This window comes from Lentzea xinjiangensis, assembly GCF_900110955.1.
GTDB lineage: Bacteria > Actinomycetota > Actinomycetes > Mycobacteriales > Pseudonocardiaceae > Lentzea > Lentzea xinjiangensis.
Genome location: NZ_FOFR01000022.1, coordinates 58200 through 80261, shown reverse-complemented (window position 1 = coordinate 80261; position 22062 = coordinate 58200). Strand labels below are relative to the sequence as shown.

General features: G+C 68.2%; 25 protein-coding genes. 16 read left to right on the top strand and 9 right to left on the bottom strand.

The features are described 5' to 3' along the window. Nucleotides 1-52: 52 nt before the first annotated feature. From BMW88_RS41320 to BMW88_RS42410, 3 genes are all read right to left on the bottom strand, one after another. Nucleotides 53-241 (bottom strand): hypothetical protein, encoded by a 189-nt coding sequence (locus BMW88_RS41320; RefSeq protein ID WP_143116395.1) that lies wholly within the window; start codon nucleotides 239-241, stop codon nucleotides 53-55. A gap of 333 nt (nucleotides 242-574) precedes the next feature. Beyond that, nucleotides 575-1819, bottom strand: coding sequence for an aKG-HExxH-type peptide beta-hydroxylase (locus tag BMW88_RS33755; RefSeq protein ID WP_089958926.1), 1245 nt, complete (start codon nucleotides 1817-1819; stop codon nucleotides 575-577). Between the two features lie 215 nt (nucleotides 1820-2034). Continuing rightward, nucleotides 2035-2187: a hypothetical protein gene (locus BMW88_RS42410; protein ID WP_177221548.1), complete on the bottom strand. Its 153-nt coding sequence runs from the start codon at nucleotides 2185-2187 to the stop codon at nucleotides 2035-2037. A 155-nt stretch (nucleotides 2188-2342) separates the two neighbouring features. On the opposite strand from BMW88_RS42410, the gene BMW88_RS33750 reads away from it, so the two are divergent. Then, a complete protein-coding gene (locus BMW88_RS33750) occupies nucleotides 2343-3140 on the top strand; it encodes a FadR/GntR family transcriptional regulator (RefSeq protein ID WP_089958924.1) in 798 nt (265 codons plus the stop codon). A gap of 220 nt (nucleotides 3141-3360) precedes the next feature. Next, the gene (locus tag BMW88_RS33745) at nucleotides 3361-4365 is read left to right on the top strand and encodes a hypothetical protein (RefSeq protein WP_245778243.1); all 1005 of its coding nucleotides are present in this window, start codon (nucleotides 3361-3363) and stop codon (nucleotides 4363-4365) included. Nucleotide 4366: 1 nt separating this feature from the next. Here BMW88_RS33745 and BMW88_RS41315 read toward each other — a convergent pair whose 3' ends face one another. From BMW88_RS41315 to BMW88_RS42405, 3 genes are all read right to left on the bottom strand, one after another. Continuing rightward, the gene (locus tag BMW88_RS41315; protein ID WP_143116394.1) at nucleotides 4367-4546 is read right to left on the bottom strand and encodes a hypothetical protein; all 180 of its coding nucleotides are present in this window, start codon (nucleotides 4544-4546) and stop codon (nucleotides 4367-4369) included. A 108-nt stretch (nucleotides 4547-4654) separates the two neighbouring features. Then, on the bottom strand, nucleotides 4655-5419 hold the full coding sequence (locus BMW88_RS33735; RefSeq protein ID WP_089958920.1) for a hypothetical protein: 765 nt from the start codon (nucleotides 5417-5419) through the stop codon (nucleotides 4655-4657). Between the two features lie 6 nt (nucleotides 5420-5425). Next, nucleotides 5426-5569, bottom strand: coding sequence for a hypothetical protein (locus BMW88_RS42405; protein ID WP_177221547.1), 144 nt, complete (start codon nucleotides 5567-5569; stop codon nucleotides 5426-5428). A 118-nt stretch (nucleotides 5570-5687) separates the two neighbouring features. Here BMW88_RS42405 and BMW88_RS33730 point away from each other — a divergent pair, with 118 nt between their 5' ends. The 14 genes from BMW88_RS33730 (at nucleotide 5688) to BMW88_RS33670 (ending at nucleotide 20051) form a co-directional block, all read left to right on the top strand. Next, nucleotides 5688-6671: a LacI family DNA-binding transcriptional regulator gene (locus tag BMW88_RS33730; protein WP_089958917.1), complete on the top strand. Its 984-nt coding sequence runs from the start codon at nucleotides 5688-5690 to the stop codon at nucleotides 6669-6671. Nucleotides 6672-6779: 108 nt separating this feature from the next. Then, nucleotides 6780-8111: an ABC transporter substrate-binding protein gene (locus tag BMW88_RS42400; RefSeq protein ID WP_177221546.1), complete on the top strand. Its 1332-nt coding sequence runs from the start codon at nucleotides 6780-6782 to the stop codon at nucleotides 8109-8111. Further along, complete coding sequence (locus BMW88_RS42395) at nucleotides 8112-8969, top strand: carbohydrate ABC transporter permease (RefSeq protein WP_177221545.1); 858 nt, start codon at nucleotides 8112-8114, stop codon at nucleotides 8967-8969. It begins immediately after the preceding gene. Then, on the top strand, nucleotides 8966-9799 hold the full coding sequence (locus tag BMW88_RS33720) for a carbohydrate ABC transporter permease (protein WP_089958916.1): 834 nt from the start codon (nucleotides 8966-8968) through the stop codon (nucleotides 9797-9799). The genes BMW88_RS42395 and BMW88_RS33720 overlap by 4 nt, the downstream gene beginning before the upstream one ends. 11 nt (nucleotides 9800-9810) lie before the next feature. Continuing rightward, nucleotides 9811-11292 (top strand): glycoside hydrolase family 13 protein, encoded by a 1482-nt coding sequence (locus BMW88_RS33715; RefSeq protein ID WP_089958913.1) that lies wholly within the window; start codon nucleotides 9811-9813, stop codon nucleotides 11290-11292. A 382-nt stretch (nucleotides 11293-11674) separates the two neighbouring features. Beyond that, nucleotides 11675-12436 carry a DeoR/GlpR family DNA-binding transcription regulator gene (locus BMW88_RS33710; protein WP_089958911.1) on the top strand — a complete coding sequence of 254 codons (762 nt, stop codon included), beginning with the start codon at nucleotides 11675-11677 and terminating at the stop codon, nucleotides 12434-12436. Between the two features lie 90 nt (nucleotides 12437-12526). Further along, a complete protein-coding gene (locus tag BMW88_RS33705; RefSeq protein WP_089958909.1) occupies nucleotides 12527-13876 on the top strand; it encodes an ABC transporter substrate-binding protein in 1350 nt (449 codons plus the stop codon). A gap of 1 nt (nucleotide 13877) precedes the next feature. Next, complete coding sequence (locus tag BMW88_RS33700) at nucleotides 13878-14807, top strand: carbohydrate ABC transporter permease (protein ID WP_089958906.1); 930 nt, start codon at nucleotides 13878-13880, stop codon at nucleotides 14805-14807. Further along, nucleotides 14804-15604 (top strand): carbohydrate ABC transporter permease, encoded by an 801-nt coding sequence (locus BMW88_RS33695; RefSeq protein WP_089958905.1) that lies wholly within the window; start codon nucleotides 14804-14806, stop codon nucleotides 15602-15604. The genes BMW88_RS33700 and BMW88_RS33695 overlap by 4 nt, the downstream gene beginning before the upstream one ends. Next, on the top strand, nucleotides 15601-16590 hold the full coding sequence (locus BMW88_RS33690; protein WP_089958902.1) for a zinc-dependent alcohol dehydrogenase family protein: 990 nt from the start codon (nucleotides 15601-15603) through the stop codon (nucleotides 16588-16590). The genes BMW88_RS33695 and BMW88_RS33690 overlap by 4 nt, the downstream gene beginning before the upstream one ends. A 108-nt stretch (nucleotides 16591-16698) precedes the next feature. Continuing rightward, a complete protein-coding gene (locus BMW88_RS33685) occupies nucleotides 16699-16923 on the top strand; it encodes a hypothetical protein (RefSeq protein ID WP_143116393.1) in 225 nt (74 codons plus the stop codon). Continuing rightward, a complete protein-coding gene (locus BMW88_RS43695; RefSeq protein WP_089958898.1) occupies nucleotides 16902-18776 on the top strand; it encodes a sensor histidine kinase in 1875 nt (624 codons plus the stop codon). The genes BMW88_RS33685 and BMW88_RS43695 overlap by 22 nt, the downstream gene beginning before the upstream one ends. Before the next feature lie 11 nt (nucleotides 18777-18787). Then, entirely contained in the window at nucleotides 18788-19432 is a 645-nt protein-coding gene (locus BMW88_RS33675; RefSeq protein WP_089958896.1) for a response regulator transcription factor, read from the top strand. Nucleotides 19433-19505: 73 nt separating this feature from the next. Next, nucleotides 19506-20051 (top strand): radical SAM family protein, encoded by a 546-nt coding sequence (locus tag BMW88_RS33670; protein WP_089958894.1) that lies wholly within the window; start codon nucleotides 19506-19508, stop codon nucleotides 20049-20051. Here BMW88_RS33670 and BMW88_RS33665 read toward each other — a convergent pair whose 3' ends face one another. The 3 genes from BMW88_RS33665 to BMW88_RS33655 form a co-directional block, all read right to left on the bottom strand. Then, entirely contained in the window at nucleotides 20052-20222 is a 171-nt protein-coding gene (locus BMW88_RS33665) for a DUF397 domain-containing protein (RefSeq protein WP_245778228.1), read from the bottom strand. Beyond that, complete coding sequence (locus BMW88_RS33660; RefSeq protein WP_245778242.1) at nucleotides 20200-21045, bottom strand: helix-turn-helix domain-containing protein; 846 nt, start codon at nucleotides 21043-21045, stop codon at nucleotides 20200-20202. The genes BMW88_RS33665 and BMW88_RS33660 overlap by 23 nt, the downstream gene beginning before the upstream one ends. A 61-nt stretch (nucleotides 21046-21106) precedes the next feature. Then, on the bottom strand, nucleotides 21107-22042 hold the full coding sequence (locus BMW88_RS33655; protein WP_089958887.1) for an asparaginase: 936 nt from the start codon (nucleotides 22040-22042) through the stop codon (nucleotides 21107-21109). Nucleotides 22043-22062: the final 20 nt, after the last annotated feature.

Genomic DNA, 22062 nt, shown 5'->3' with positions numbered 1-22062 from the left:
AACGCCGGAGGGGCCGGCGAACCGGCCCCTCCGGGTGTGCGCGTGCGAGAGCTCAGTCCTGCCCGGCCTCGGCGGGCCGCAGGAACACCGTGCCACCACCGGTCGGCATGCGCCGGAACCAGTCGACGGAGCTGACCGGCTGCCCTGGGACCGGCTGGCGCGCTTCACCGGGCTTGCGCTGCTCGGGCATGCAGTCGTCTGCGAGCGGCTTCGGCTGGCGAGGTAATTCGTTGGGAGCCACGCGGATCCTCTCGGGAATCATCCAAGGAAGACCGACTTGAAGAAAATCACTTCCGACCAGGGAAATCGTGATCGCTTCCCTGGAACCGGATCTAATCATTTAGGGAACCTGGTGAACCAAGTCACTCTGTCACGGGGATCAGCTCTGCGTGCTCTCAGCAGGCTTCACGTAGACCGTGCCTCCTGTCGGCATCCGCCTGAACCACGAAACGGGGGTGACCGGCTGGTCGATCACCGATTCCACTCCGGCCACGGGGCGGGGTACGGACACGCCGGCCCTCCGCGAAAACTGCTGCCGGTGGAGTGGCTGGTTCGGGGTGGTCATCATTCCTTCTCAGGGAGTCGACTCGATGATTGCGGACGACTCCAGAGATCGGATTGATGCTCTCAGACGTCGGACCGCGAGATCCGGGGGTTCGTGCCATTCTTCGCTCGCCCGCGAAAGCAACGATCCGAACGATGTTGGGTGCACATCGTCGAGTTGCCCTGCAACCCAGCTCGCGTCGGTGTCGAGCCAGAAGAGATCGGGCGGTCGGGTTGCCCGGCCCACCACCGCGCGACCAGTGCCAGCACGCCGGATGCGCACGTCTGGCACCACGCGAAAATTGCCGTCTTCCCGGATCTCCGCGCATAGGGTGACATAGTCCACATCGGATCGCACATCCACCTGGGCAGTGCGCTCACCAGCAAGTTCACCGGCAGCTTCACCGAAGAGTGAACGGAGGAGCCACCGGGAGTCGGCGCGCAGTGCCGTTTCGTGTTCGATCAGCCAGCGGCCGATCTCGTCCGCCCGCTCCCGTGCCTTGGGCAGCAGCGAGTCGGGGCCGGGCTGGTGCGCACCGATCGTGGTGTGGAACTGCGCGAGGCAGCTGTAGGCGTGCCACGCCGCGAACGTCTGTTCCAGTGGCCAGCGGGCACGTGACCACGAGTTCACGAAACAATCTTCTTCCTCAGCGGCCGCATCGAGAAATTCTCGCGTGATGGCCAGGTCGAAGAACTTCTCGTGCGCGCCCTCGTGGACAAGTGCTTCCGCCACCTCCATCGGCAGCGAGGGTTCGTCGATGAGCACGATGCCGGGCACGTAGCGCGACGACGCCGAGACGACGCCGCCGGACGTCTCCTTCTTGAGCACGGCGAGCATCGACACGTGCGCCAGCAGGTCTTCGGCCATCCGCGGCGCCAGTGCGCGGAAGAGCCGGACCCCTTCGGCGACGATCGAGCAGACGAGGTCGAACCGCTCCCCGTCGGCCTCGGTGAGGGGCTGTGGGCGCGTGCCGGGCGGGGCGACGATGCGCAGCGGCGCCTCGAGCAGCTCGGCCGCGGCGGGGTCCGCCACCACGGCGATCCCCGCGTCCCGCACGCGCATCGCGGAAGCGCGGGCCAGCCGCGCCCAGTCCGGGCCGTCGTGCCCGGCCAGGGCTCGGCCGATCTCGTAGCGCACGATCGGGTGGTCGGCGAGGTTGTCCGACAACTCGGTGCCGGGCGTGAAGAGGTCCGCCGCGAGCCGGTAGAGCGTGCGGCGCTCCTCGACCAGAGCGGCCGCGGGAGCGATCGCCGCGTGGAGCGCGTGCGTGCTCACGACAGGTGAACTGACCACCGAAGACTCCGTACTGAACGTCCCCCGACGCAAAGGGAGCCACGGACACCCCACGGTCGGCGGCGCGCCCCTGATGGCGCGGAAGCCTACGGCACGTCGTGACGTGGACAACAGCCAGATCCCCTCGGAAAAGACCGGTGCCCCGGTCGCGTCGGGCGGACGCGGCCGGGGCACCGGGGTCTAGCTGGTCGTGCTCATCATCCGAACACGATGCTGGTGACGTTCACGAAGCCGACGACAGCCAGCGCGACGATCGAGACGGTGATCATCGTGAGCACGGTGCGCCAGCCGATCGCGGTGACGGCGACAGCGACGGCGGCGGCGATTCCGAGTGCACTCCCTGCGGACATCTCGTTCCTCCCGACTGGGCGAGCAGTGCTCCCAGGAGTGGGCGGTCCCGGGCCTCTCGCCTGCTGAAAGCATCTCTCGTTGTAGGTTGTCTGTCAACGGTCGCCAGGTTGCCAGACAGGTTGCAAGCAGACGGCAACGGCTCTAAGCTGAGCCAATGCCCGTCGACGACTCCCATCCGGGCGAGAGCTGGTCGCTCTCGCCGGACTCGCGACGGCCCCTTCCGGAGCTGATCGAGCAGAAGCTCCGGGAGCAGATCATCGGCGGCACCCTCAAGGCCGGCGACCGCCTCCCCACCGAGCCGGAGCTGGCCCGGAAACTGGATGTCGCGCGCAGCTCGTTGCGTACAGCTCTCCAGCGCCTGCAGCTCCAGGGCATCGTCGAGGTGCGCAGGGGCCTGGGCTGGTACGTGCGCCGCACCGACCTCGCAGCGGTCGAGGAGAACCTGGAGGACAGGCTCGCCGCCCGCCGGTTCTCCCACACCGACCTGCTCGAGGTGCGGATCGCGCTCGAGGCCACGGCGGCGAGCCTCGCCGCCGTCCGCGCGGGCGACGGCGAGCTCGACGAGCTGGCCAAGCTGAACCGCCGCTACCAGCGCGCGCCCGTCGACGACCCGCAGGAGGTGATCGAGGCGGACGAGGAGTTCCACTCGGCACTGGTCCGCGCGTCCCACAACGAGCTGCTGGAGAGCATGTACCAGGCGCTCGTGCCCGGCTTGCAGGACTGCAAGCGGCACGCGCACACGTCCCGCGAGGTGCACAACCGCTCGGTGAACGAGCACGACCAGGTGGTCTGGTTCCTGCGCAGGCACGACGAGGTGGGTGCGAAGAGCGCGATGACCACTCACCTGCTCGGCCTCTACAACGACCTAGCGGCCGACGACGCCAAGCCGCGGGCCACGCTGGACTCCTTCGTGGCGGTGTCGGACAACCCCATTTGGAACAACACCCGCTGACCCGACACGGGTCCAAAGGGTCTGGTGCTCATCCGCCATCACTCCCACCATGTAGGGACGAGCGGTGGAATCGGGGGGTGGGCGTCGGGTGATGGCTGCGCGCAAGCACGGGCGAGCGCTGGCCGTCGCGTTCGCACTGCTCACCCTCGCCGCGGCGGACCTGGCCGTCGCGTTGCTGTGGCAGCCCACTTCGCGAAGCCTGCTGCACGACTTGCTGGTCGTGCTGTGGCCGTTGCCCGCCTTGGCCGGTTTCCTGCTGGGCGCCTACGAGCTCTTCCTGCACCAACGCTTGGTGCACGAGATCAGCCGGATCTCCGGCCCCGGCATTGTTGAGCATTTGCTGCCCAGCGACGTACTGCGGACGTTCCTTTCCAAGATCTACGGAACCGGGCAGCAGAATGACGACGTGGTGTCCGGCGTGCTCGGCGGCAACGGCTTGCATCCCAAGGGCGACGACCTGACGATCAGCACACGCACAACAGTCCGGCTCGAACTGCAGGGCGTCGACACGAAGACCTACCACCTGACCACGACGCAGAGCCATCAGTTCCGGCACAGCGTCCCAGTCGACCGATTCGTCATCTTCGCCACCAGCAACGCCACTCTGCGCGACACGATCAGCGCCGCGTGCCGCTTCCCGTTGTTCGAGCTGTACTTCATGCCGGACGCGTCGCTGTTTCTCGACTCGGTAGACGACATCCGCCGCTCGACCAAGATCAGCATCGACTACCTCGACCACGACGGCCGGCGCCGGTCGGCCGAGCCGAGCCAGATCCCACCGATCGAAGTCAGATTCGACCAGTGGGCCAACTACCTGACGTTGTTCCGCGAGGCGATGCCCCCGCTGCCGAAGCTCAGCCCGCTCAACCACATGAGCGACCTGCGCATCCTGGAATGCGACCTCAGCGGCATCGCGGACGACCACGTCGTGCGCGCGGTCCTCGGCCTTACCGTGTCGTCACGTTCGTTGCAGCGCACCAACGACGGCTTCGCCTACTGGCAGTCACCCTATCCATCCTTTGTGGACAAGATCAGCTTCGACGCGACCGAGCTCGCCGTCGACCACTCCCCCGGCCACGAGTTCCGGATCATGCCGTTCACCTTCCGGTCCGGTACCGAGGCGGCGCAGTGGTTGTGCGCCGACCAGTTGGGTGACCTGGACGTCCAAGCCTGGATGTTGCCTGGGCACGGTGTTGCCTTGCTGTGGCGGGAGCAACGTCGCTGAGTCACCACACCGCCACGACTCCCTGTCCCTGTACGACCCACCGGTCCAAACTCAGCGAGAGATGCCCTTCAGCAGTGTCGAGCATCAACGAAGCGACACCACCGAGGAAAGCCTGCACGTGGATCTCCCGATTGGGATCACGCACCGCGCGAACGTCCACCGTAAGCGTGCGGATGAACATGGACCTGTCCGCACACCAGTAGATGAAGTGCTCGGAGAGAGCCTGTGACCAACGGGTCAGTACGCGCAGCCGAACGTGTTCGCTGTTCTCCTGGCTGAGATCCGCCAACTAGAGCGCAACATCGGTCGGCGCAATGCCCACGGGCGGAGAGATGTACCTGGTTACCGCGTTCGTCGGGACCCTGCGAAATTCGATCTTCCTGATGCCCTCCCGACGCCGCTCCAGATAGCACTCGATCTGTTGCCCGTAGGCGTCTGCGGCTTCAGCGAACGGCGTGGAGCGAGGCAAGGCAGCAGCGTCGAACAACTGCGGGCAGGCCGCGGACAACGCTGCGGCGTGGGTGGGGGAGGTCGTCGCCGCGATCATGATCGGTCCTCGCTGCGCCGTGAAGTCGAAACGAACGCCGACGAGCAGGGTGTTCTCAACTCCCCGCTCGACTCGCATCGTCAACGACACGTCGTGGTGGGCGGGCTTCGGCGAAAGCACCAACGGCACGAAGGAAGATTTGTCGTTCGAGTGCGGCATGTGCCGGTCGAGGGCAGCTTCGACGAGTTCCTCAGGGGTTGCCGTGTCCAGGACGAGCTTTCTCGTCGAGGGAGCGGACGCGGTCCGGGCGTCCTCGCGGATCGCGTCGAGCTTGTGGGCAATACCACGCAACAGTTCAGCTTGCCCCCTGGTGCGCGCCCACTCGAAGTACAACGAGATCAACAACACCAGCACCAGGTCCTTGGTGACAGAACCGAGGCTCCGTGCGACGGCGTCACCGGCCTCAGGGTTGAGCACCGCGGACACCAGAATTCTGGGCGCCGGGGTGTTGACCAGCACGATGGTCGCGATCAGGCTGCCGAAGTAGACCGGTACACGCGACCGCATCGCCACTCAGTCCGTTGGGCGCGCATAGACGGTTCCGCCGCCGGTTGGCACCCGGCGGAACCAGTCGACCTCGGTCACCGGCTGACCCGGCACATCGGGTACCGGAAACGGCACCGGCTCGGGCGGCGCCGGTTCGTGGTGGGAGCTCATGGCGGTCTCCTCCCGTGCCAGCCTCTTGGAGGCTATCCAGCGAGCGGCCATCCAGGCGACCGCCAGCCGGGTGGACCGCCGCCGCAAGCGAACGCAAGAATTTGCGTACACTTGCGCCATGACGCAACGAAGGCTGGCCGAGGTCGCGGCCAAGGTCGGGGTCAGCGAGGCGACCGTCAGCCGGGTGCTGAACGGCAAGCCGGGCGTCTCGGACGCCACGCGCAGTGCCGTGCTCACCGCGCTCGACGTGCTGGGTTACGAACGGCCGACGCAGTTGCGGGGCGAGCGGGCGCGGCTCGTGGGGCTGGTGCTGCCCGAGCTGCAGAACCCGATCTTCCCCGCGTTCGCGGACGTGGTGGGCAACGCGCTGGCGCAACGGGGCTTCACGCCCGTCCTCTGCACGAGGACGGCCGGCGGGGTGACGGAGGCGGAGTACCTGGAGCTCCTCCTCGAGCAGCACGTCAGCGGCATCGTGTTCGCCGGTGGGCTGTACGCGCAGAAGGACGCGAGTCATGGGCACTACCAGCAGATGATGTCGCGCAAGCTGCCCGCGGTGCTGGTCAACGCCGCCATAGACGACCTGGCGTTCCCGCGGGTCTCGTGTGATGACGCGGTGGCTGTCGAGCAGGCGTACGGGCACCTGACGTCGTTGGGGCACAAGCGGATCGGGGCCGTGCTCGGGCCGCCGGACCACGTGCCGAGCCAGCGCAAGCTCGAAGCCATCGCCAAGTGCGGGGGCGCGGACGTCGAACACGCCATGTTCAGCCTCGAAGGCGGGCAGGCGGCGGCCACCAAGCTCGTGCAGCGCGGGGTCACGGCGATCATCTGCGCCAGCGACCCGCTCGCCCTCGGCGCCATCAGGGCCGTCCGGCGGGCCGGGCTGGACGTGCCCAGAGACGTGTCGATCATCGGGTACGACGACTCGGCGTTCATGACCTGCACCGATCCGCCGCTCACCACCGTGCGCCAGCCGATCGAGGCGATGGGGCGGGCGGCCGTGGAGCTGTTGGCCAACCAGATCTCCGGCAACACGGTCGCACCCGACGAGCTGCTGTTCGAGCCCGAGTTGGTGGTGCGGGCGTCGAGCGCACCTGCGAGGTAACCGCACAGTCGACTTCTTGCGAGTTTCAGTCTGGATATTGCGTTCGGATGTAACGGAGACTTATGGTCGCCGTCACATCGACGCGCTCGCGAGAAGGGCGGCCCCACCATGAAGAAGTCCGCTGCCGTGCTTTTGGGCTGTGTCCTGGTCGCCGGCTGTGGGAGCGGTGCCACGGACGGAGAGGCGGGTGGCAAGGTCGTCGTCAACATCAACGGCCAGCCACCGCAGACCCAGGCGTTCGACCGCAAGGTCTTCGACGAGGACGTCGCGGAGTTCGAGAAGCTGAACCAGGACATCGACCTCGTGCCGCACGAGGGGTTCATGGACCCGAAGACGTTCTCCGCCAAGCTCGCCGGCGGGCAGCTCGAGGACGTCTTCTACGTCTACTTCACCGATCCCGCGGCGCTCATCGCGCGCAGGCAGGCGGCCGACCTCACCTCCTACGTCAAGGACGTCCCGCACTACGGCGACATCAAGCAGGAGCTCAAGGACGTCTTCACGGCCGACGGCAAGGTCTACGGCCTGCCCACCGCCAACTACACGATGGGCCTGCTCTACAGCCGCACCAACTTCACCAAGGCCGGCCTGGACCCCGACGCACCGCCGAAGACGTGGGACGAGGTCAGAGCGGCGGCCAAGAAGCTCAAGAACGCCGGTGTCACCGGGTTCGCCGAGTACAGCAAGAGCAACCAGGGCGGCTGGCACTTCACCACGTGGATGAAGTCCGTCGGCGGTGACGTCGCGCGCAAGGACGGCGACACCTACAAGGCCGACTTCAACAACGACAAGGGCGAGGAAGTCCTGCGCAGGCTCAAGGAGATGCGCTGGGACGACGGCTCCATGGGCGAGAAGCAGCTCCTGGAGATCGGCGACGTGCAGAACATGATGGGCGCGGGCCAGCTCGGCATGTACCTCGCCGCGCCGGACAACGTCGCCGCGATCGTCAACCAGTTCAAGGGCAAGTACGACGACTACGGCCTGGCCGCGATCCCCGGGCAGAAGGGCACCCTGCTCGGCGGCGAGGGCTACATGGTCAACCCGAAGGCCTCGCCGGAGAAGATCAAGGCCGGTCTGAAGTGGATCCAGTGGAAGTACCTGAACCCGGACCGCCTCGAGCACAACCTGCGGGTCTACAAGGACCGCGGCCAGCCCGTCGGCCTGCCGATCCCGCCGATCGCCGACGTGTGGACCGGTGAGCCGCGCAAGAAGCAGGAAGAGCTCAAGGGCGAGTACGCCACCATGCCGGTGAAGAACTTCCAGGCCTACGTGGACGGTTCCGACCGGACCAAGGGGTCGCTCGAACCTCCGCAGGCGCAGCAGGTCTACGCCATCCTCGACAGCGTCGTGCAGGCGACGCTGACCAACGCCGCCGCGGACCACGCCGCTCTGCTGAAAGATGCGGAGACGAAGGTCAACGCCGTCCTGGCGCAGGTGAAGTGAGTGCGGCGCCACGTCACCGCGTACGGCTTCCTGAGCGCCGCGCTGGTCGTCTTCGCGGTGTTCTCCTGGTACCCCGTCGTGCGCGGGGTGGTCCTGAGCTTCCAGCAGGTCAACTTCGTCACGAGCCCCGACTGGGTGGGCTGGGAGAACTTCGAGCGGCTCTTCGCGGACCCGTTGTTCGCGGTGGCGTGGCGCAACACCTTCTACTTCACGGTCCTCGCGCTGGTCATCGGTTTCGGCGTCCCCTTCCTCACCGCCGTGGTGCTCAACGAGCTGCGGCACGCCAAGGGCTACTTCCGGCTGCTGGTCTACCTGCCGGTGATGCTGCCGCCGGTCGTCACGGCCCTGCTGTGGAGGTGGTTCTACGACCCGGGGCCCGGCCTGTTCAACTCGGTCCTGCGCGGGCTCGGGCTGCCGACGTCGCAGTGGCTCGACTCCAGCGGCACCAGCATGATCAGCCTCGTCCTGGTCATCACGTGGGCCAACATGGGCGCGGCCACGCTGATCTACCTGGCGGCGCTGCAGACCATCCCCGGTGAGCTGTACGAGGCCGCCGACCTGGACGGCGCGGGACTCGTCCGGAAGGTCCGGCACGTCACCATCCCGCAGACCAAGTTCGTGATCATGATGCTGCTGCTCCTGCAGGTCGTCGCGACCATGCAGATCTTCACCGAGCCGTTCGTCATGACCGGCGGGGGGCCGGAGGAGTCCACGGTCACCGTGCTGCTCCTGCTCTACCGCTACGCCTTCTACTACAACGACTTCGGCACCGCCAGCGCGCTGAGCCTGATCCTCTTCGCGGTGCTGAGCGTCTTCTCCTCCCTCTACCTCGTGATCACCAGGAGGGCGGACTCGTGAGGACCCTCACCAGGGGAACCGGTCCCGCCTACTGGGCCGTCCTCACGGCCACGCTGGTCCTGTTCACCGCGGTGTTCCTGCTCCCGCTGGTCTGGGTGCTGCTCGGCGCCTTCAAGCCACCGGCGGAGCTCGCGCAGCAGCCGCCGACGATCCTGCCGCGGACGTGGGAGCCGGGCGCGTACGTCGACGCCTGGAACTACATGGACCTCGGCCGGTTCTTCGTCAACACGTTCGTCGTCGCGATCGGCGCGTGGGCCGTGCAGATGGCCGTGATCGTGCCCGCCGCGTACGCGCTCAGCAAGCTCAGGCCGTGGGGCGGCAACCTGGTCCTCGGCCTGATGCTCGCCACGCTGATGCTGCCCTCGACGGCGATCCTGGTGCCGGTGTACCTCACGCTCACCGACCTGGACCTGCTCAACAACCCGGCGGGCATCTGGCTCCCGGCGGCGGCGAACGCCCTGAACGTCTACCTGCTCAAGCGGTTCTTCGACCAGATCCCCGAGGAGCTGCTGGAGGCGGCCAGGATCGACGGCGCGAACACGTGGACGACGCTCGTCCGCATCGTCCTGCCGATCTCCCGGCCCATCCTCGCCGTCGTCTCGATCTTCGCGGTCGTCGCGGCCTGGAAGGACTTCATCTGGCCGCTGCTCGTGTTCCCCGACCCGGTGAAGCAGACGCTCAGCGTGGCGCTGCAGCGCTTCGCCCCGGACACCCCGATCAACCTCCTGCTCGCCGGTCTCGTGCTGGCGAGCCTGCCGATGGTCGCGCTGTTCCTCGCGTTCCAGCGGCACATCCTCGCGGGGCTCACCGCGGGCGGCGTAAAAGGCTGAAAGGACACCAGATGAGTTGGTGGCGCAACGCATCCATCTACCAGGTCTACCTGCGCAGCTTCGCGGACGGCAACGGCGACGGCGTCGGTGACCTGGCCGGCCTCCGCACCAAGCTCCCGCACATCGCGAGCCTCGGCTTCGACGCGATCTGGCTGAACCCGTGGTACCCGAGCCCGCTCGCCGACGGCGGCTACGACGTGGCGGACTACCGCGACATCGAGCCGGTGTTCGGCACGCTCGCCGACGCCGAGGAGCTCATCGCCGACGCGCACGGCCTGGGCATCCGGATCATCATCGACCTCGTCCCGAACCACTGCAGCGACCAGCACCCGTGGTTCAGGAACGGCCTGTGGGACCGCTTCCACGTCCGCGACACCGAGGACCTCCCCAACGACTGGAAGTCCCGCTTCGGCGGCCCCGCGTGGAGCAGGCTCCCCGACGGCCGCTGGTACCTGCACCTCTACGCCGCCGAGCAGCCGGACTTCAACTGGGAGAACCCGGTCGTCGAGCAGGAGTTCGAGGACATCCTGCGGTTCTGGCTGGACCGCGGTGTCGACGGGTTCCGCATCGACGTGGCCGACGGCCTGGTCAAGGACTTCGGCAAGCCCGACGCCGACCTGCCCTACTCCGACCAGGACGGCGTCCACGAGATCTACCGGAAGTGGCGCAAGATCGTCGACTCCTACGACGGCGAACGGATCCTCGTCGGCGAGATGTGGCTGCCGGACCCGGTCCGGTTCGCCCGCTACCTGCGGCCGGACGAGATGCACAGCGCGTTCAACTTCGACTTCCTCTGCTGCCCCTGGAACGCCGGTGAGCTGCGCGGCGTCGTCGACAGCACCCTGGCGGCGCACGAACCCGTCGGCGCACCGCCCACCTGGGTGCTGTCCAACCACGACGTCACCCGGCACGTGACCCGGTACGGCCGGGAGAAGACCGGCTTCTCGTTCGCGGACCGGCAGCACGGCGCCCCGACCGACTTCGAGCTGGGCACGCGCAGGGCCCGCGCGGCGATCATGCTCACCGCCGCGCTGCCCGGCGGTGTGTACGTCTACCAGGGCGAGGAGCTGGGCCTGTGGGAGGTCGAGGACCTGCCGGACGAGCTGCGCGAGGACCCGGTGTGGCACCGCTCGGGCTTCACCGACCGCGGCCGGGACGGCTGCCGCGTGCCGCTCCCCTGGTCCTCGCAGGACGGACCGAGCTGGTTGCCGCAGCCGGAGAACTGGCACCGGTTCTCCGTCGAGGCCCAGGCGGACGACCCGGACTCCATGCTGAGCCTCTACCGGCAGGTGTTCGCACGGCGCCGGGAGATCGACGGCGCCCTGGAGTGGCTCGACCTCGGTGAGGACGTGCTGGCGTTCCGCAGGAACAGCCACACGTGCGTCGTCAACCTGTCGGACCGGCCCATCGACCTGCCCGCCGCGCCGGCGCTGACGAGCATCCCGCTGACCGGCGGCCAGCTACCGCCCGACGCCGCGGCCTGGCTCTTCTGACGGGCCGGGGGGGGTGGCCGCGGCGGCAGCCACCCCCCGAGCCCCACCCTCTCCGCGATCCGCGCCCGCGCGGTGCGCCAGGTGCCTGCGTCAGCTCGCGGGCACCGTGCCGGACGGGGACGGCTGCGCATGTTCGGCTTCGTCCCGGTCCGCCCGGTTCCCCCGAATTCCGCAGCGCTCTGGAGGCAATCCGGGCAGGTTCTGGGGGTGATTCGGGCGTGCCCGTTGTGGCCGACCTGCGTAAATGAACAATCACGCAGGGTGAAGCGGGCGAAAACCGGGCGATAGTTCACTCAGTTGTGGTGCCCACCACAGTGTTTCGAGGGTGTTTCATCTATGCACAGCCCGAACGGGCAACCCGAGAGCCGAGTGGGCAGGTGACATGCGAGCCGAAGAGCGCAAGCGCCGCATCCTGGCCAGGGCCCGCGCCGACGGCCGCGTCGACGTGGTGGAGATGGCGCAGGAGCTGCGCGTCGCGCCCGAAACGGTCAGGCGCGACCTCCGCGTGCTCGACGAGCACGGCCTGGTACGCCGCACGCACGGCGGCGCGATCCCGGTCGAGAGCGCCGGCTTCGAGACGGGGCTGCGGTTCCGCGCGGGATCGCACGTGCCGGAGAAGCGGCGCATCGCGAAGGCGGCCGCCGAGCGGCTCGACGACGCCGAGACCGTGTTCATCGACGAGGGCTACACGCCGCAGCTCATCGCGGAGTCGTTGCCGACCACCAACCCGCTCACGATCATCACCGCGTCGCTGCCGACCGCGGCGGCGATGTCCGAGCACCCGTCGTGCACCGTCCTGCTGCTGGGCGGCCGGGTGCGCGGGCACACGCTGGCCACTGTGGACCACTGGACCACCAGGATGCTGGCCGAGATGGTCATCGACCTGGCCTACATCGGCGCCAACGGCATCTCCCGCGAGCACGGCCTCACCACCCCCGATCCCGCGGTCGGCGCGGTGAAGGCCAAGGCGCTCAGCGCGTCCCGGCGCAAGATCTTCGTCGGGACGCACACGAAGTTCGGAGTGTCCAGCTTCCACCGGTTCGCCGAGGTGGCCGACCTGGAGGCGGTCGTGACCGACTCCGGTCTGTCCGCTCACGAGGCCCACCGCTACTCCCTGCTCGGCCCCAAGGTCATCCGCGCCTGAGCACCGTCCGGCCGGACACCTGGAGCCCGACCCCCGAGAATCCGGGCTGTGTTCAGCGTGCCCGGTCACCATCCCCCGAGAGGAAAGACGATGTTGTCTATCCGCACACCCCTTCGCACATTCGGGGCCGCCACCGCTGTGCTGCTGCTCGCGTCCGCCTGCGCGGGCGCGGGAGGAGGCGGGGGCAGCGGCTCCGACTCGATCAACGTGCTGATGGTGAACAACCCGCAGATGCAGGACCTGCAGAAGCTCACCGCGGACAACTTCACCAAGGACACGGGCGTCAAGGTGAACTTCACCGTGCTGCCGGAGAACGACGTCCGCGACAAGATCAGCCAGGACTTCTCCAGCCAGGCCGGGCAGTACGACGTGGCGACGATCTCCAACTACGAGACGCCGATGTACGCCAAGAACGGCTGGCTCGCGCCGATGGACGACTTCGTCGCCAAGGACAGCGGGTTCGACCAGGCCGACATCCTGGAGCCGATCAAGCAGTCGCTGACCGCCGCCGACGGCAAGGTCTACGCGCAGCCGTTCTACGGCGAGTCGTCGTTCCTCATGTACCGCAAGGACATCTTCGAGGCCAAGGGCGTCACGCTGCCGGAGAAGCCGACCTGGCAGCAGGTCGCCGAGGCGGCGCAGAAGGTCTCCACCCCGGAGGTGCGCGGCATCTGCCTGCGCGGCCAGCCGGGCTGGGGTCAGGTCATGGCCCCGCTCACCACGGTCGTGAACACCTTCGGCGGCACCTGGTTCACCAAGGACTGGCAGGCGCAGGTCAACGCGCCGGAGTTCAAGGAGGCCACCAAGTTCTACGTCGACCTCGTCCGCAACCACGGTGAGGCGGGCGCCCCGCAGGCCGGGTTCGCCGAGTGCCTGAACAACATGACGCAGGGCAAGGTCGCGATGTGGTACGACGCCACGGTCGCCGCCGGTCTGCTGGAGGCCGCCGACTCCCCGGTCAAGGGCAAGCTCGGCTTCACCCAGGCTCCGGTCGTGAAGACCGACAGCTCCGGCTGGCTCTACACCTGGGCGTTCGGCATCCAGAAGGCGTCGAAGAAGCAGGAAGCGGCCTGGAAGTTCATCTCCTGGGCGTCCGGCAAGGGCTACGAGGAGCTCGTCGGCAAGAACCTCGGCTGGTCGAAGCTGCCCGACGGCAAGCGCGCGTCGACCTACCAGCGCGCCGAGTACAAGCAGTCCTCCGGCACGTTCTCCGCCCAGGCCGAGGCCGCGATCAAGAGCGCGAAGCCGTTGAACCCCGGTGTGCAGGAGCGCCCGGCGCCCGGCATCCAGTTCGTCGGCATCCCGGAGTTCACCGACCTGGGCACGCAGGTGTCGCAGCAGATCAGCTCGGCGATCGCCGGAGCCACCTCCGTGGACGACGCGCTGAACAGCTCGCAGCAGCTCGCGGAGAAGGTCGCCGCGAAGTACAAGGGGCAGTGACATGGCGGTCCTGACGCGGGAGCGGTCGGTCGTGGACCGGCCGCCGCCCGTCCCCCGCACGAAGTACCCGAAGTGGGCCAGGCGGGCACCGCTGCTGCCCGCGCTCATCTTCCTGATCGTCGTGACGCAGCTTCCCTTCGTGGCGACGCTGGTCATCTCGTTCATGAAGTGGAACTCGCTCGACCCCACCAACCGCGGGTTCGCCGGGTTCGACAACTACGTCAACGTGTTCACCGACCCCGACCTGCGCTCCTCGGTCGTGAACACGATCGTGCTCACCGCGTCGGTCGTGATCATCAGCCTCGTCCTCGGGCTGGGCCTCGCGTTGCTGCTCGACAAGAAGTTCGCGGGTCGCGGGCTCGTCAGGACGTTGCTGATCGCGCCGTTCCTGGTGGTGCCCGTGGCCGCGGCGCTGATCTGGAAGCACGTGCTCTACAACCCGGAGTACGGCCTGTTCAACGGCATCCTGAACTGGCTGGGCTTCGAGGCGCAGCCGGACTGGATCAGCTCCATGCCGATGACCGCCGTGGTGGCGTCGCTGGTGTGGCAGTGGACGCCGTTCATGATGCTGATCCTGCTGGCCGGGTTGCAGAGCAAGCCGGTCGAGCCGGTCGAGGCGGCCACGATCGACGGCGCCTCGTCGTTCCAGGTCTTCCGCTACCTGACGTTCCCCCACCTGCGGCAGTACCTGGAGCTCGGCGGGCTGCTCGGCTCGATCTACGTCGTGCAGAACTTCGACGCGGTCTTCACGATCACGTCCGGTGGCCTGGGCACGGCGAACCTGCCGTACATGATCTACCAGACCTTCTACCAGGCCCACGAGTACGGCGAGGCGTCCGCGGCCGGCGTGATCGTGGTGGCGGGCTCGATGGTCATCGCCACGTTCGCGTTGCGCACCGTGTCCTCGCTGTTCAAGGAGGAGAAGCGATGACCAGGATTTGGGGTGTGCTCGCCTGGTTCGCGGGCATCGTGTTCTTCGCGCCGGTGGCCTGGATGTTCCTGACCTCGCTGCACAGCGAGTCGGACGCGGCCACGAACCCGCCGTCCCTGCTGGCGCCGCTCACGCTCGACGGCTACGAGGAGTTCTTCGACGCGGGCGCGTGGCCGCCGCTGATCAACTCGTTCAGCGCCTCGATCGGGTCGACGATCATCGTGCTGCTGCTGGCGATCCCGGCCGCGTACGCGTTGTCGATCAAGCCGGTGGAGAAGTGGACGGACGTCCTGTTCTTCTTCCTGTCCACCAAGATGATGCCGGTCGTCGCGGCGCTGCTGCCGATCTACCTGATCGCGCAGTTCTCCGGGATGCTCGACAACATCTCGTTCCTCACGCTGCTGTACTGCTCGATGAACCTGCCGATCGCGGTGTGGCTGATGCGGTCGTTCCTCTCCGAGGTCCCCAAGGAGATCCTCGAGGCGGCGTCCATCGACGGAGCGGGGCTGCTCACGATCCTGCGCAGGGTCGTGGCACCCATCGCGATGCCCGGCATCGCGGCGACGGCGTTGATCTGCTTCATCTTCAGCTGGAACGAGTTGCTCTTCGCACGGGTGCTCACCGGTGTCGTCGCCGGCACCGCGCCCGTGTACCTGACCGGGTTCGTCACGTCGCAGGGCCTCTTCCTGGCCAAGGTCTGCGCCGCGGCGGTCGTGGTCTCACTGCCGGTGCTGATCGCCGGGTTCGCCGCCCAGGACAAGCTCGTCCAGGGCCTCTCGTTGGGAGCAGTCAAGTGAAAGCAGCAGTGATCACCGGCGTCGGTTCCGTCGAAGTGACCACTGTGGACGATCCCAAGTGCGGTCCGCGCCAGGTGGTCGTCGACGTGGCGGCCTGCGGGATCTGCGGAACGGACCTGCACATCCTGCAGGGCGAGTTCGCTCCGACGCTGCCGGTCGTGCCGGGTCACGAGTTCGCCGGCACGATCGTGGAGATCGGTTCCCAGGTCGACGAGCTGAAGGTCGGCGACCGGGTGGCCGTCGACCCGTCGCTGTACTGCCACGAGTGCCGGATGTGCCGTGCCGGGAAGAGCAACCTCTGCGAGCGCTGGGCGGCCATCGGCGTCACGACCTCCGGTGGCGCGGCGGAGTTCGCGGTGGCGCCCGTGGCCAACTGCGTGAAGCTGCCCGACCACGTGCGGATCGAGGACGCGGCGCTCATCGAGCCGCTGTCGTGCGCGGTGCGCGGCTACGACGTGCTGCGCTCGCAGATGGCCTCGCGGGTGCTGATCTACGGCTCGGGCACGATGGGCCTGATGATGCTCCAGCTCGGCAAGCTGACCGGCGCGTCGTCGATCGAGGTCGTGGACCTCAACCCGGAACGCCTGGAGACCGCGCGCCGGCTCGGCGTCACGGCCGTCGCGGCGACGCCGGACGAGCTGGACCGGCCGCAGGGCTGGGACGTCGTCATCGACGCCACCGGCAACGAGAAGGCCATCCAGGACGGCCTCGGCCGGGTCGCCAAGGGCGGCACGTTCCTCCAGTTCGGCGTCTCGGACTACTCCGCGCGGGTCACCATCGAGCCGTACAAGATCTACAACCAGGAGATCACCATCACCGGCTCGATGGCGGTGCTGCACTCGTTCGAACGGGCGGCGGACCTCTTCGCGACCGGTGTGCTCGACCCCGAGATCTTCATCAGCGACAGGGTGCCGCTCGACGACTACGCGGGAGCGTTGGACCAGTTCAAGGCGGGTAAGGGCCGCAAGATCCAGGTCCTGCCGTGAGCTGACGGCGAACGTTCGCGGGCACTCGTGTATCCAGACGAGTGCCCGTGACTCCTTCCAGACATGTCGAAGTCCGGGCAGAAAGTGGTACCGCCGTACTTTTCGCACATGTCCGACGAAGAGCTCCTCGCCTGGTACGCGGAGCTTCAGGTGCGCGCCATGAACGCGCCTCCTGGGGACGTCGATTTCGACCACGCCCACAAGGCCGCCAAGCCGATGACCGTCGAGCAGCTACGCCATCGGCTCATGACCTTCCAGGGCTGGCCGGGAGGCCTCCAGACCCTCGACGCCGGCTCGCCCTTCCACAACCTGTGGCACTGGCTCAACGACTGACCCGGAGCGAGGTCGTCCTCGCCCGGGTCGTCGGCGCGCTGGTGGCCGCGTGTGTGCTCTTCGCCGTCGTGCACACAGCGGCCACCGGCGTCGTCTCGCATCCGCGGAACTGGCTGGTCGCCGTCGCCTGCACCCTGCTCGGGGTGCGGGTGATCGGCCACGTCCGCAGGTCGGCCGTCGGCTGGTTGCTGCTGGTCATGGGCGTGTTCGGCGGTGTCGCCGTCGCGGCGGCCGGCCAGCAGGAGGACCACCCCGCCCGCTGGGTCGAGGCGTGGGTCTGGTGGCCCACGTACGCGTTGCTGCCCGCGGTGGCCCTGGTCTTCCCCAACGGCAGGCCGCTGAGCAAGCGGTGGTGGACCGCCATCGGCGCGGCGTTGTTCAGCGCGGTGGCCGGCACGATCGGGATCGCGTGGGCGTCGTGGGGTGATCCGGCCGGGTTCTGGCAGAGCAGCGGCGGCGGGCTCGCCAAGACGCTCACGCTGGTCGCCGTGCTGGCGGCAGGGGCCTCCGTGGTCGCGGCCGTGGTGTCGTTGTTCCTGCGCTGGCGACGGGCCGAGGGCGACGAGCGCCGGCTGCTCGTGTGGGCGCTCGCGCTGCTGGCGCTGGCCGTCGTCGCGACCGCGGTGGAGACGACGGACGGGCACGTCGCGTGGCTCATCGGTGTGCTGGCGTTCCCGGCCGCCGCGGTCATCGCCATCGTGCGGTACGGGTTGTACGACATCAGCCTGCTGATCCACCGGTCGTTGCTCTACGGCTCGTTGACCGTCGTGTTGCTGCTGGTCTACCTCGGCGTGATGATCGGGGTCGGCCAGTTGTTCGAACGGGACGCCGAGGTCATCGGGGTCGTGGCGGCGGGGCTGGTGTTCGCGCCGATCCGAAGCTGGGTGCAGCGCAAGCTCGACCGGTGGCTGTTCGGGGAGCGGGCCGACCCGTACGCGGCCCTGTCGACGTTGAGCGAGAAGCTGGAACGGTCGCAGGACGTGCTGCCGACGGTGGCGCAGACCGTCGCCGAGTCGTTGAAGCTGCCGTACGTGGCGATCCGGGGCGGGTCGGTGCTGGCCGAGCACGGGCGCAGCCGCGGGTGGCCGCAGCTCCGGTTCCCCATGACGTATCGAGGTACGCAGGTCGGCGATCTCGTGGTCGAGCCGCGCGCGCCGGACGAGCGGCTGAGCGACCGCGAGCTGAGCCTGCTCGTGGACCTCGCCCGCTCCACCGCGCCGGCCGCGCAGTCGATCAAGCTGACCGCCGACCTCCAGATCGCCCGCGAACGGCTGGTGCGGGCGCGCGAGGAGGAACGGCTGCGGCTGCGGCGCGACCTGCACGACGGCGTCGGACCGGCGTTGGTCGGGATCCGGTTGCAGCTCAGGGCGTTGCGGCGGTCCCTGGGCGACGTCCTGGACCCGGTGCTCGGTGACGTCGACACGACCGCCGTCGAGGTGCGCAGGCTGGTGGACGGGCTGCGGCCGCCGATCCTCGACCAGGGGCTGGCCCTAGCGGTGCGCGACGAGGCCGCGCGCTTCAGCGGCGCCCTGGACGTCCGGGTGGAGGTCGGGGAGGTCGACGGGCTGTCCGCCGCCGTGGAGGTCGCGGCCTACCGGATCGTCGCCGAGGCGCTCACCAACACCGCGCGCCACTCCGGCGCGTCGACGTGCGTGATCACCGTGCGGCAGTACGGCGACCTCGTCGTGGAGGTCGTCGACGACGGCCGCGGGGTCGCGGCGGACGCGAAGCCCGGTGTCGGGCTCGACTCGATGCGGGAACGCTGCGCGGAGCTGGGTGGATCGTGCACAGTGGAACCCGCGCGACCGCACGGGACGCGGGTGGTGGCGCGCATCCCGTTGGAGGCCGAGTAGGGGGAGGCGCAGTGACGCGGGTCGTGATCGCGGACGACCACCCGGTGTTCCGGCGCGGGCTCAAGGCGCTGCTCGACGGCGAGGACGGCATCTCCGTGGTCGGCGACGCCGCGGACGGGCGGGAGGCCGTGCGGGTCGTCCTCGACCTGCGGCCGGACGTCGTCGTGATGGACCTGCACATGCCCGTCCTGGGTGGCGTCGAGGCCGCCAAGCAGATCCAGGAGGCCATGCCCGGCGTCGGCGTGCTCGTGCTGACCATGCACGAGGACGACGAGCTGGTGTTCGCGGCGATGAAGGCCGGGGCGCGCGGCTACCTGGTCAAGACGACCGACGACGAGGAGATCGTGCGCGCGGTGCAGGCCATAGGAGCCGGCGAGGCGATCTTCAGCGCCACCATCGCGCAACGCATGATGGGCTACTTCACCGCGATCTCGTCGTCCAAGGCCGTGCTGTTCCCCCAGCTCACCGACCGAGAGCGGGACGTGCTGGAGCTGATGGCGTCCGGCATGGACAACCCGTCGATCGCGCACAGGCTGAGCCTGTCCGGCAAGACCGTGCGCAACCGGGTGTCCGCGATCTTCACCAAGCTCCAGGTCGCCGACCGCGCGCAGGCCATCGTCCGCGCCCGCGAGGCGGGACTCGGAAGTCCCACCTGAGTCGGGACACCGGTCACCTGACGGCGGGACAGACCCCGGAGTTGGATCGGCGGCATCCGCCGAAGGGGGCCCGATGGACATCACCTGGGACGTCGCACACGCACGGCTCAGCCACGACCGCATGCTGCACATCGCCCGAGCGCTCATCTCGATGCGACCGGAGACCGTCACGCTGGGCGGAGGGGAGCCCCTCAGCGTGCCGTGCCTGTTCGAGATCGTCGAACTGTTCCGCGCCGCCGGCATCGACGTCGTCCTGCGCACGTCCGGCAAGTCGCTGCACCCGTCGATGGTGCGGACGCTGCTGCTCTCGTGCGCGCGCATCGAAGTTTGCGCGATGGCGTTCACCCACGCCATGCACGCGTTGCACCTGCTCGACATCGGCGCCGCCAAGCTCGACCGGCACGCCGTGTTCGGCCTCGACGCCACCGGCATCCGGCGCGGGTTCGACCGGCTGGAGGAGTTCTGCGCCACCACGGCGTTCGAGCTGCCGCGGCTCGCGTTCATCGCGTTCAACGAGTCGATCGGCTCGGACCACGCCCAGTACCTCCAGTCGCTCGCGCCTCAGTCGGTGCGGGTGACGGTGGAGACCGCGAACACCTCGGTGGTCAGAACCAGTTGATCAGAGCCAGTTGATCAGGGCGCGCCAGGCGGGGGTGGAGAACGCGAGCACGTCGCCGCTCGCGTTCTTCGTGTCCCGGACCAGGGCGTTGTGGGCCAGCGACACCTCCACGCAGCTTTCGGGAGCGCCACCGTTGCTGTAGGTGCTCTTACGCCAAGTCCGTTCCGCCACCATGAGGGTCCTCTCGAAGGCCGCTGACGTACTCCGCCAGCTTGCGCTTCGATTGTTCCGCATCCAGGGCGACGGCATCCAGCCGCTGAAAGAGCCTCCTTGTCCGTGCGACGGCCACGTTGTCCTGCGCCCACACCTGGGCCGTGTCGGAGTCGCTGTAGACGACCGGGGCCGCCTTGCCGAACTCGTACAGCGTGGCCGGAGAGCGGAAGGCGCAGATGTTCGCGGGCACAATCCGGAGGATGTGGGTGTTGAAGAGCAGACGCAGGTACTGGTCCTCACGAAGCCGTGCGTCACCGAACGGCATCCGCAAAGCTAGCTCGTGCAGGTAGAACACGCACTCCGGCCTGTTCGGCCGCCTCAAGATCGTCTGCCGGTCCATGCGTGCCTGGACCAGCGCCTCGATGTCGTCAGGTGCCTCGATGTGGGAGTCGACGAACAGTTGCCGCGCGTACCCCTCCGCCTGCATGAGCCCGTGAATGGTCAGAATGTCGAAGGAGGAGATCTTCGTCGCCATCGCCTCGGTCATCGCGATCGTGCGCACGTTGTCCGGCACTTGAGCGAAGAAGAGGTCGAAGGCGTTGTAGTACCGGCCGCGGAACTCGTTGGCGAAGTTGATGTCCTTGCCGCACGTCGCGATGTACTGCACGAGGTCGACCTCGGTCGCGCGCACCTTCCCCAACTCGATGTCGGACACCTTGCTCGGATCCCAGCCGAGTTGGACGGCCATCGCACGGCCGTGGAACGAGGTGCTCGTCTCCCTCAGGCGGCGAAGTTCGTCACCAAGATCCCGGCTGTACGGGGTGGAAGTAATCGCGGTCATGCCCAACGACGGTATGGCTTGGATCTGGTCCATGCCACTGGCTCGTTCGGGTGAAAATGAGCTAGAAAACACCGCCGCGAGCTGCGAAAACGTCCTCGATAGGTTGCATAGCGCCGAGGGCGAGACGCAGCAGCACGCGCGCCTTGCGGGGACACAGCCACCCGGCCATCACCACACCGCGCGCGATCAGGTCCGACTCGGACCCGGTGAAGCCGTAGGTGTCGCGGAACGTCGTTCCGGCGCCGGTCCGAGTCGCCACCACCACCGGGAACCGGGCGCGCGAGATCGCCTCGGCCATGCCCTGCGAGACGTGCCCGACGCCTGCCGCGGCGACGACCACTCCCCCGACGTTGAGCCAGTCGAGGACCGAGCCGTCGTCGTCCACGGTGGCCTCGATCAACGGGACCGGCGGCACGTCGGCGGGTCGTGGCAACGCCGGCAGCCGGTGGGCGGGGTGGAAGTACCGCGGCGTTCCCTCGACGACCATGCCGAGCGGACCGGGGAACGAGGTGAAGGCGTTCAGCAGGCTGCTGTGCGTCTTGCGCACCCAGCGGGCGGCGTGGACCTCGTCGTTCAGCACCAGCAGTGCGCCGCGCCCGCGTGAGTTCGCCGCGCCCGCGACGGCGACGGCGGCGGCGAGGTTGGCCGGACCGTCCGCGCCGGGCAGGCCGGGGTGCCGCATCGCGCCGGTGACGACGACCGGTTCCTCGTGCGGCCACAGGCAGTCGAAGAGGTACGCGGTCTCTTCGAGGGTGTCGGTGCCCTGGACGACCACCACGCCCGCGGCGCCACGGGTGACCTGCTCGTCGGCCCAGTCGAAGGCCTCCAGCACCGTCGCGAACGTGAGCGAGGCGCCGGGGATCGTGGCCAGGGTGGCGATCTCGCCGACGTCGAGGTTCGCGACCAGGTCTTCCGCGCCGAGTGTCGGTGTCACGGCACCGGAGCCCGTCATCGTGATCGTGCCGCCGAGCGATGCCACCGCCACCTGTGCGCCCATGAGCCCACCTTAGGGTCGTG

Coding starts and splice junctions, on each gene's coding strand:
- BMW88_RS42410 (WP_177221548.1), bottom strand. CDS start 2,187: ATGTCCGCAGGGAGTGCACTCGGAATCGCCGCCGCCGTCGCTGTCGCC.
- BMW88_RS33750 (WP_089958924.1), top strand. CDS start 2,343: ATGCCCGTCGACGACTCCCATCCGGGCGAGAGCTGGTCGCTCTCGCCG.
- BMW88_RS41315 (WP_143116394.1), bottom strand. CDS start 4,546: ATGTTCATCCGCACGCTTACGGTGGACGTTCGCGCGGTGCGTGATCCC.
- BMW88_RS33735 (WP_089958920.1), bottom strand. CDS start 5,419: ATGCGGTCGCGTGTACCGGTCTACTTCGGCAGCCTGATCGCGACCATC.
- BMW88_RS42405 (WP_177221547.1), bottom strand. CDS start 5,569: ATGAGCTCCCACCACGAACCGGCGCCGCCCGAGCCGGTGCCGTTTCCG.
- BMW88_RS33730 (WP_089958917.1), top strand. CDS start 5,688: ATGACGCAACGAAGGCTGGCCGAGGTCGCGGCCAAGGTCGGGGTCAGC.
- BMW88_RS42400 (WP_177221546.1), top strand. CDS start 6,780: ATGAAGAAGTCCGCTGCCGTGCTTTTGGGCTGTGTCCTGGTCGCCGGC.
- BMW88_RS33715 (WP_089958913.1), top strand. CDS start 9,811: ATGAGTTGGTGGCGCAACGCATCCATCTACCAGGTCTACCTGCGCAGC.
- BMW88_RS33710 (WP_089958911.1), top strand. CDS start 11,675: ATGCGAGCCGAAGAGCGCAAGCGCCGCATCCTGGCCAGGGCCCGCGCC.
- BMW88_RS33705 (WP_089958909.1), top strand. CDS start 12,527: ATGTTGTCTATCCGCACACCCCTTCGCACATTCGGGGCCGCCACCGCT.
- BMW88_RS33700 (WP_089958906.1), top strand. CDS start 13,878: ATGGCGGTCCTGACGCGGGAGCGGTCGGTCGTGGACCGGCCGCCGCCC.
- BMW88_RS33695 (WP_089958905.1), top strand. CDS start 14,804: ATGACCAGGATTTGGGGTGTGCTCGCCTGGTTCGCGGGCATCGTGTTC.
- BMW88_RS33685 (WP_143116393.1), top strand. CDS start 16,699: ATGTCCGACGAAGAGCTCCTCGCCTGGTACGCGGAGCTTCAGGTGCGC.
- BMW88_RS33670 (WP_089958894.1), top strand. CDS start 19,506: ATGGACATCACCTGGGACGTCGCACACGCACGGCTCAGCCACGACCGC.
- BMW88_RS33660 (WP_245778242.1), bottom strand. CDS start 21,045: ATGACCGCGATTACTTCCACCCCGTACAGCCGGGATCTTGGTGACGAA.
- BMW88_RS33655 (WP_089958887.1), bottom strand. CDS start 22,042: ATGGGCGCACAGGTGGCGGTGGCATCGCTCGGCGGCACGATCACGATG.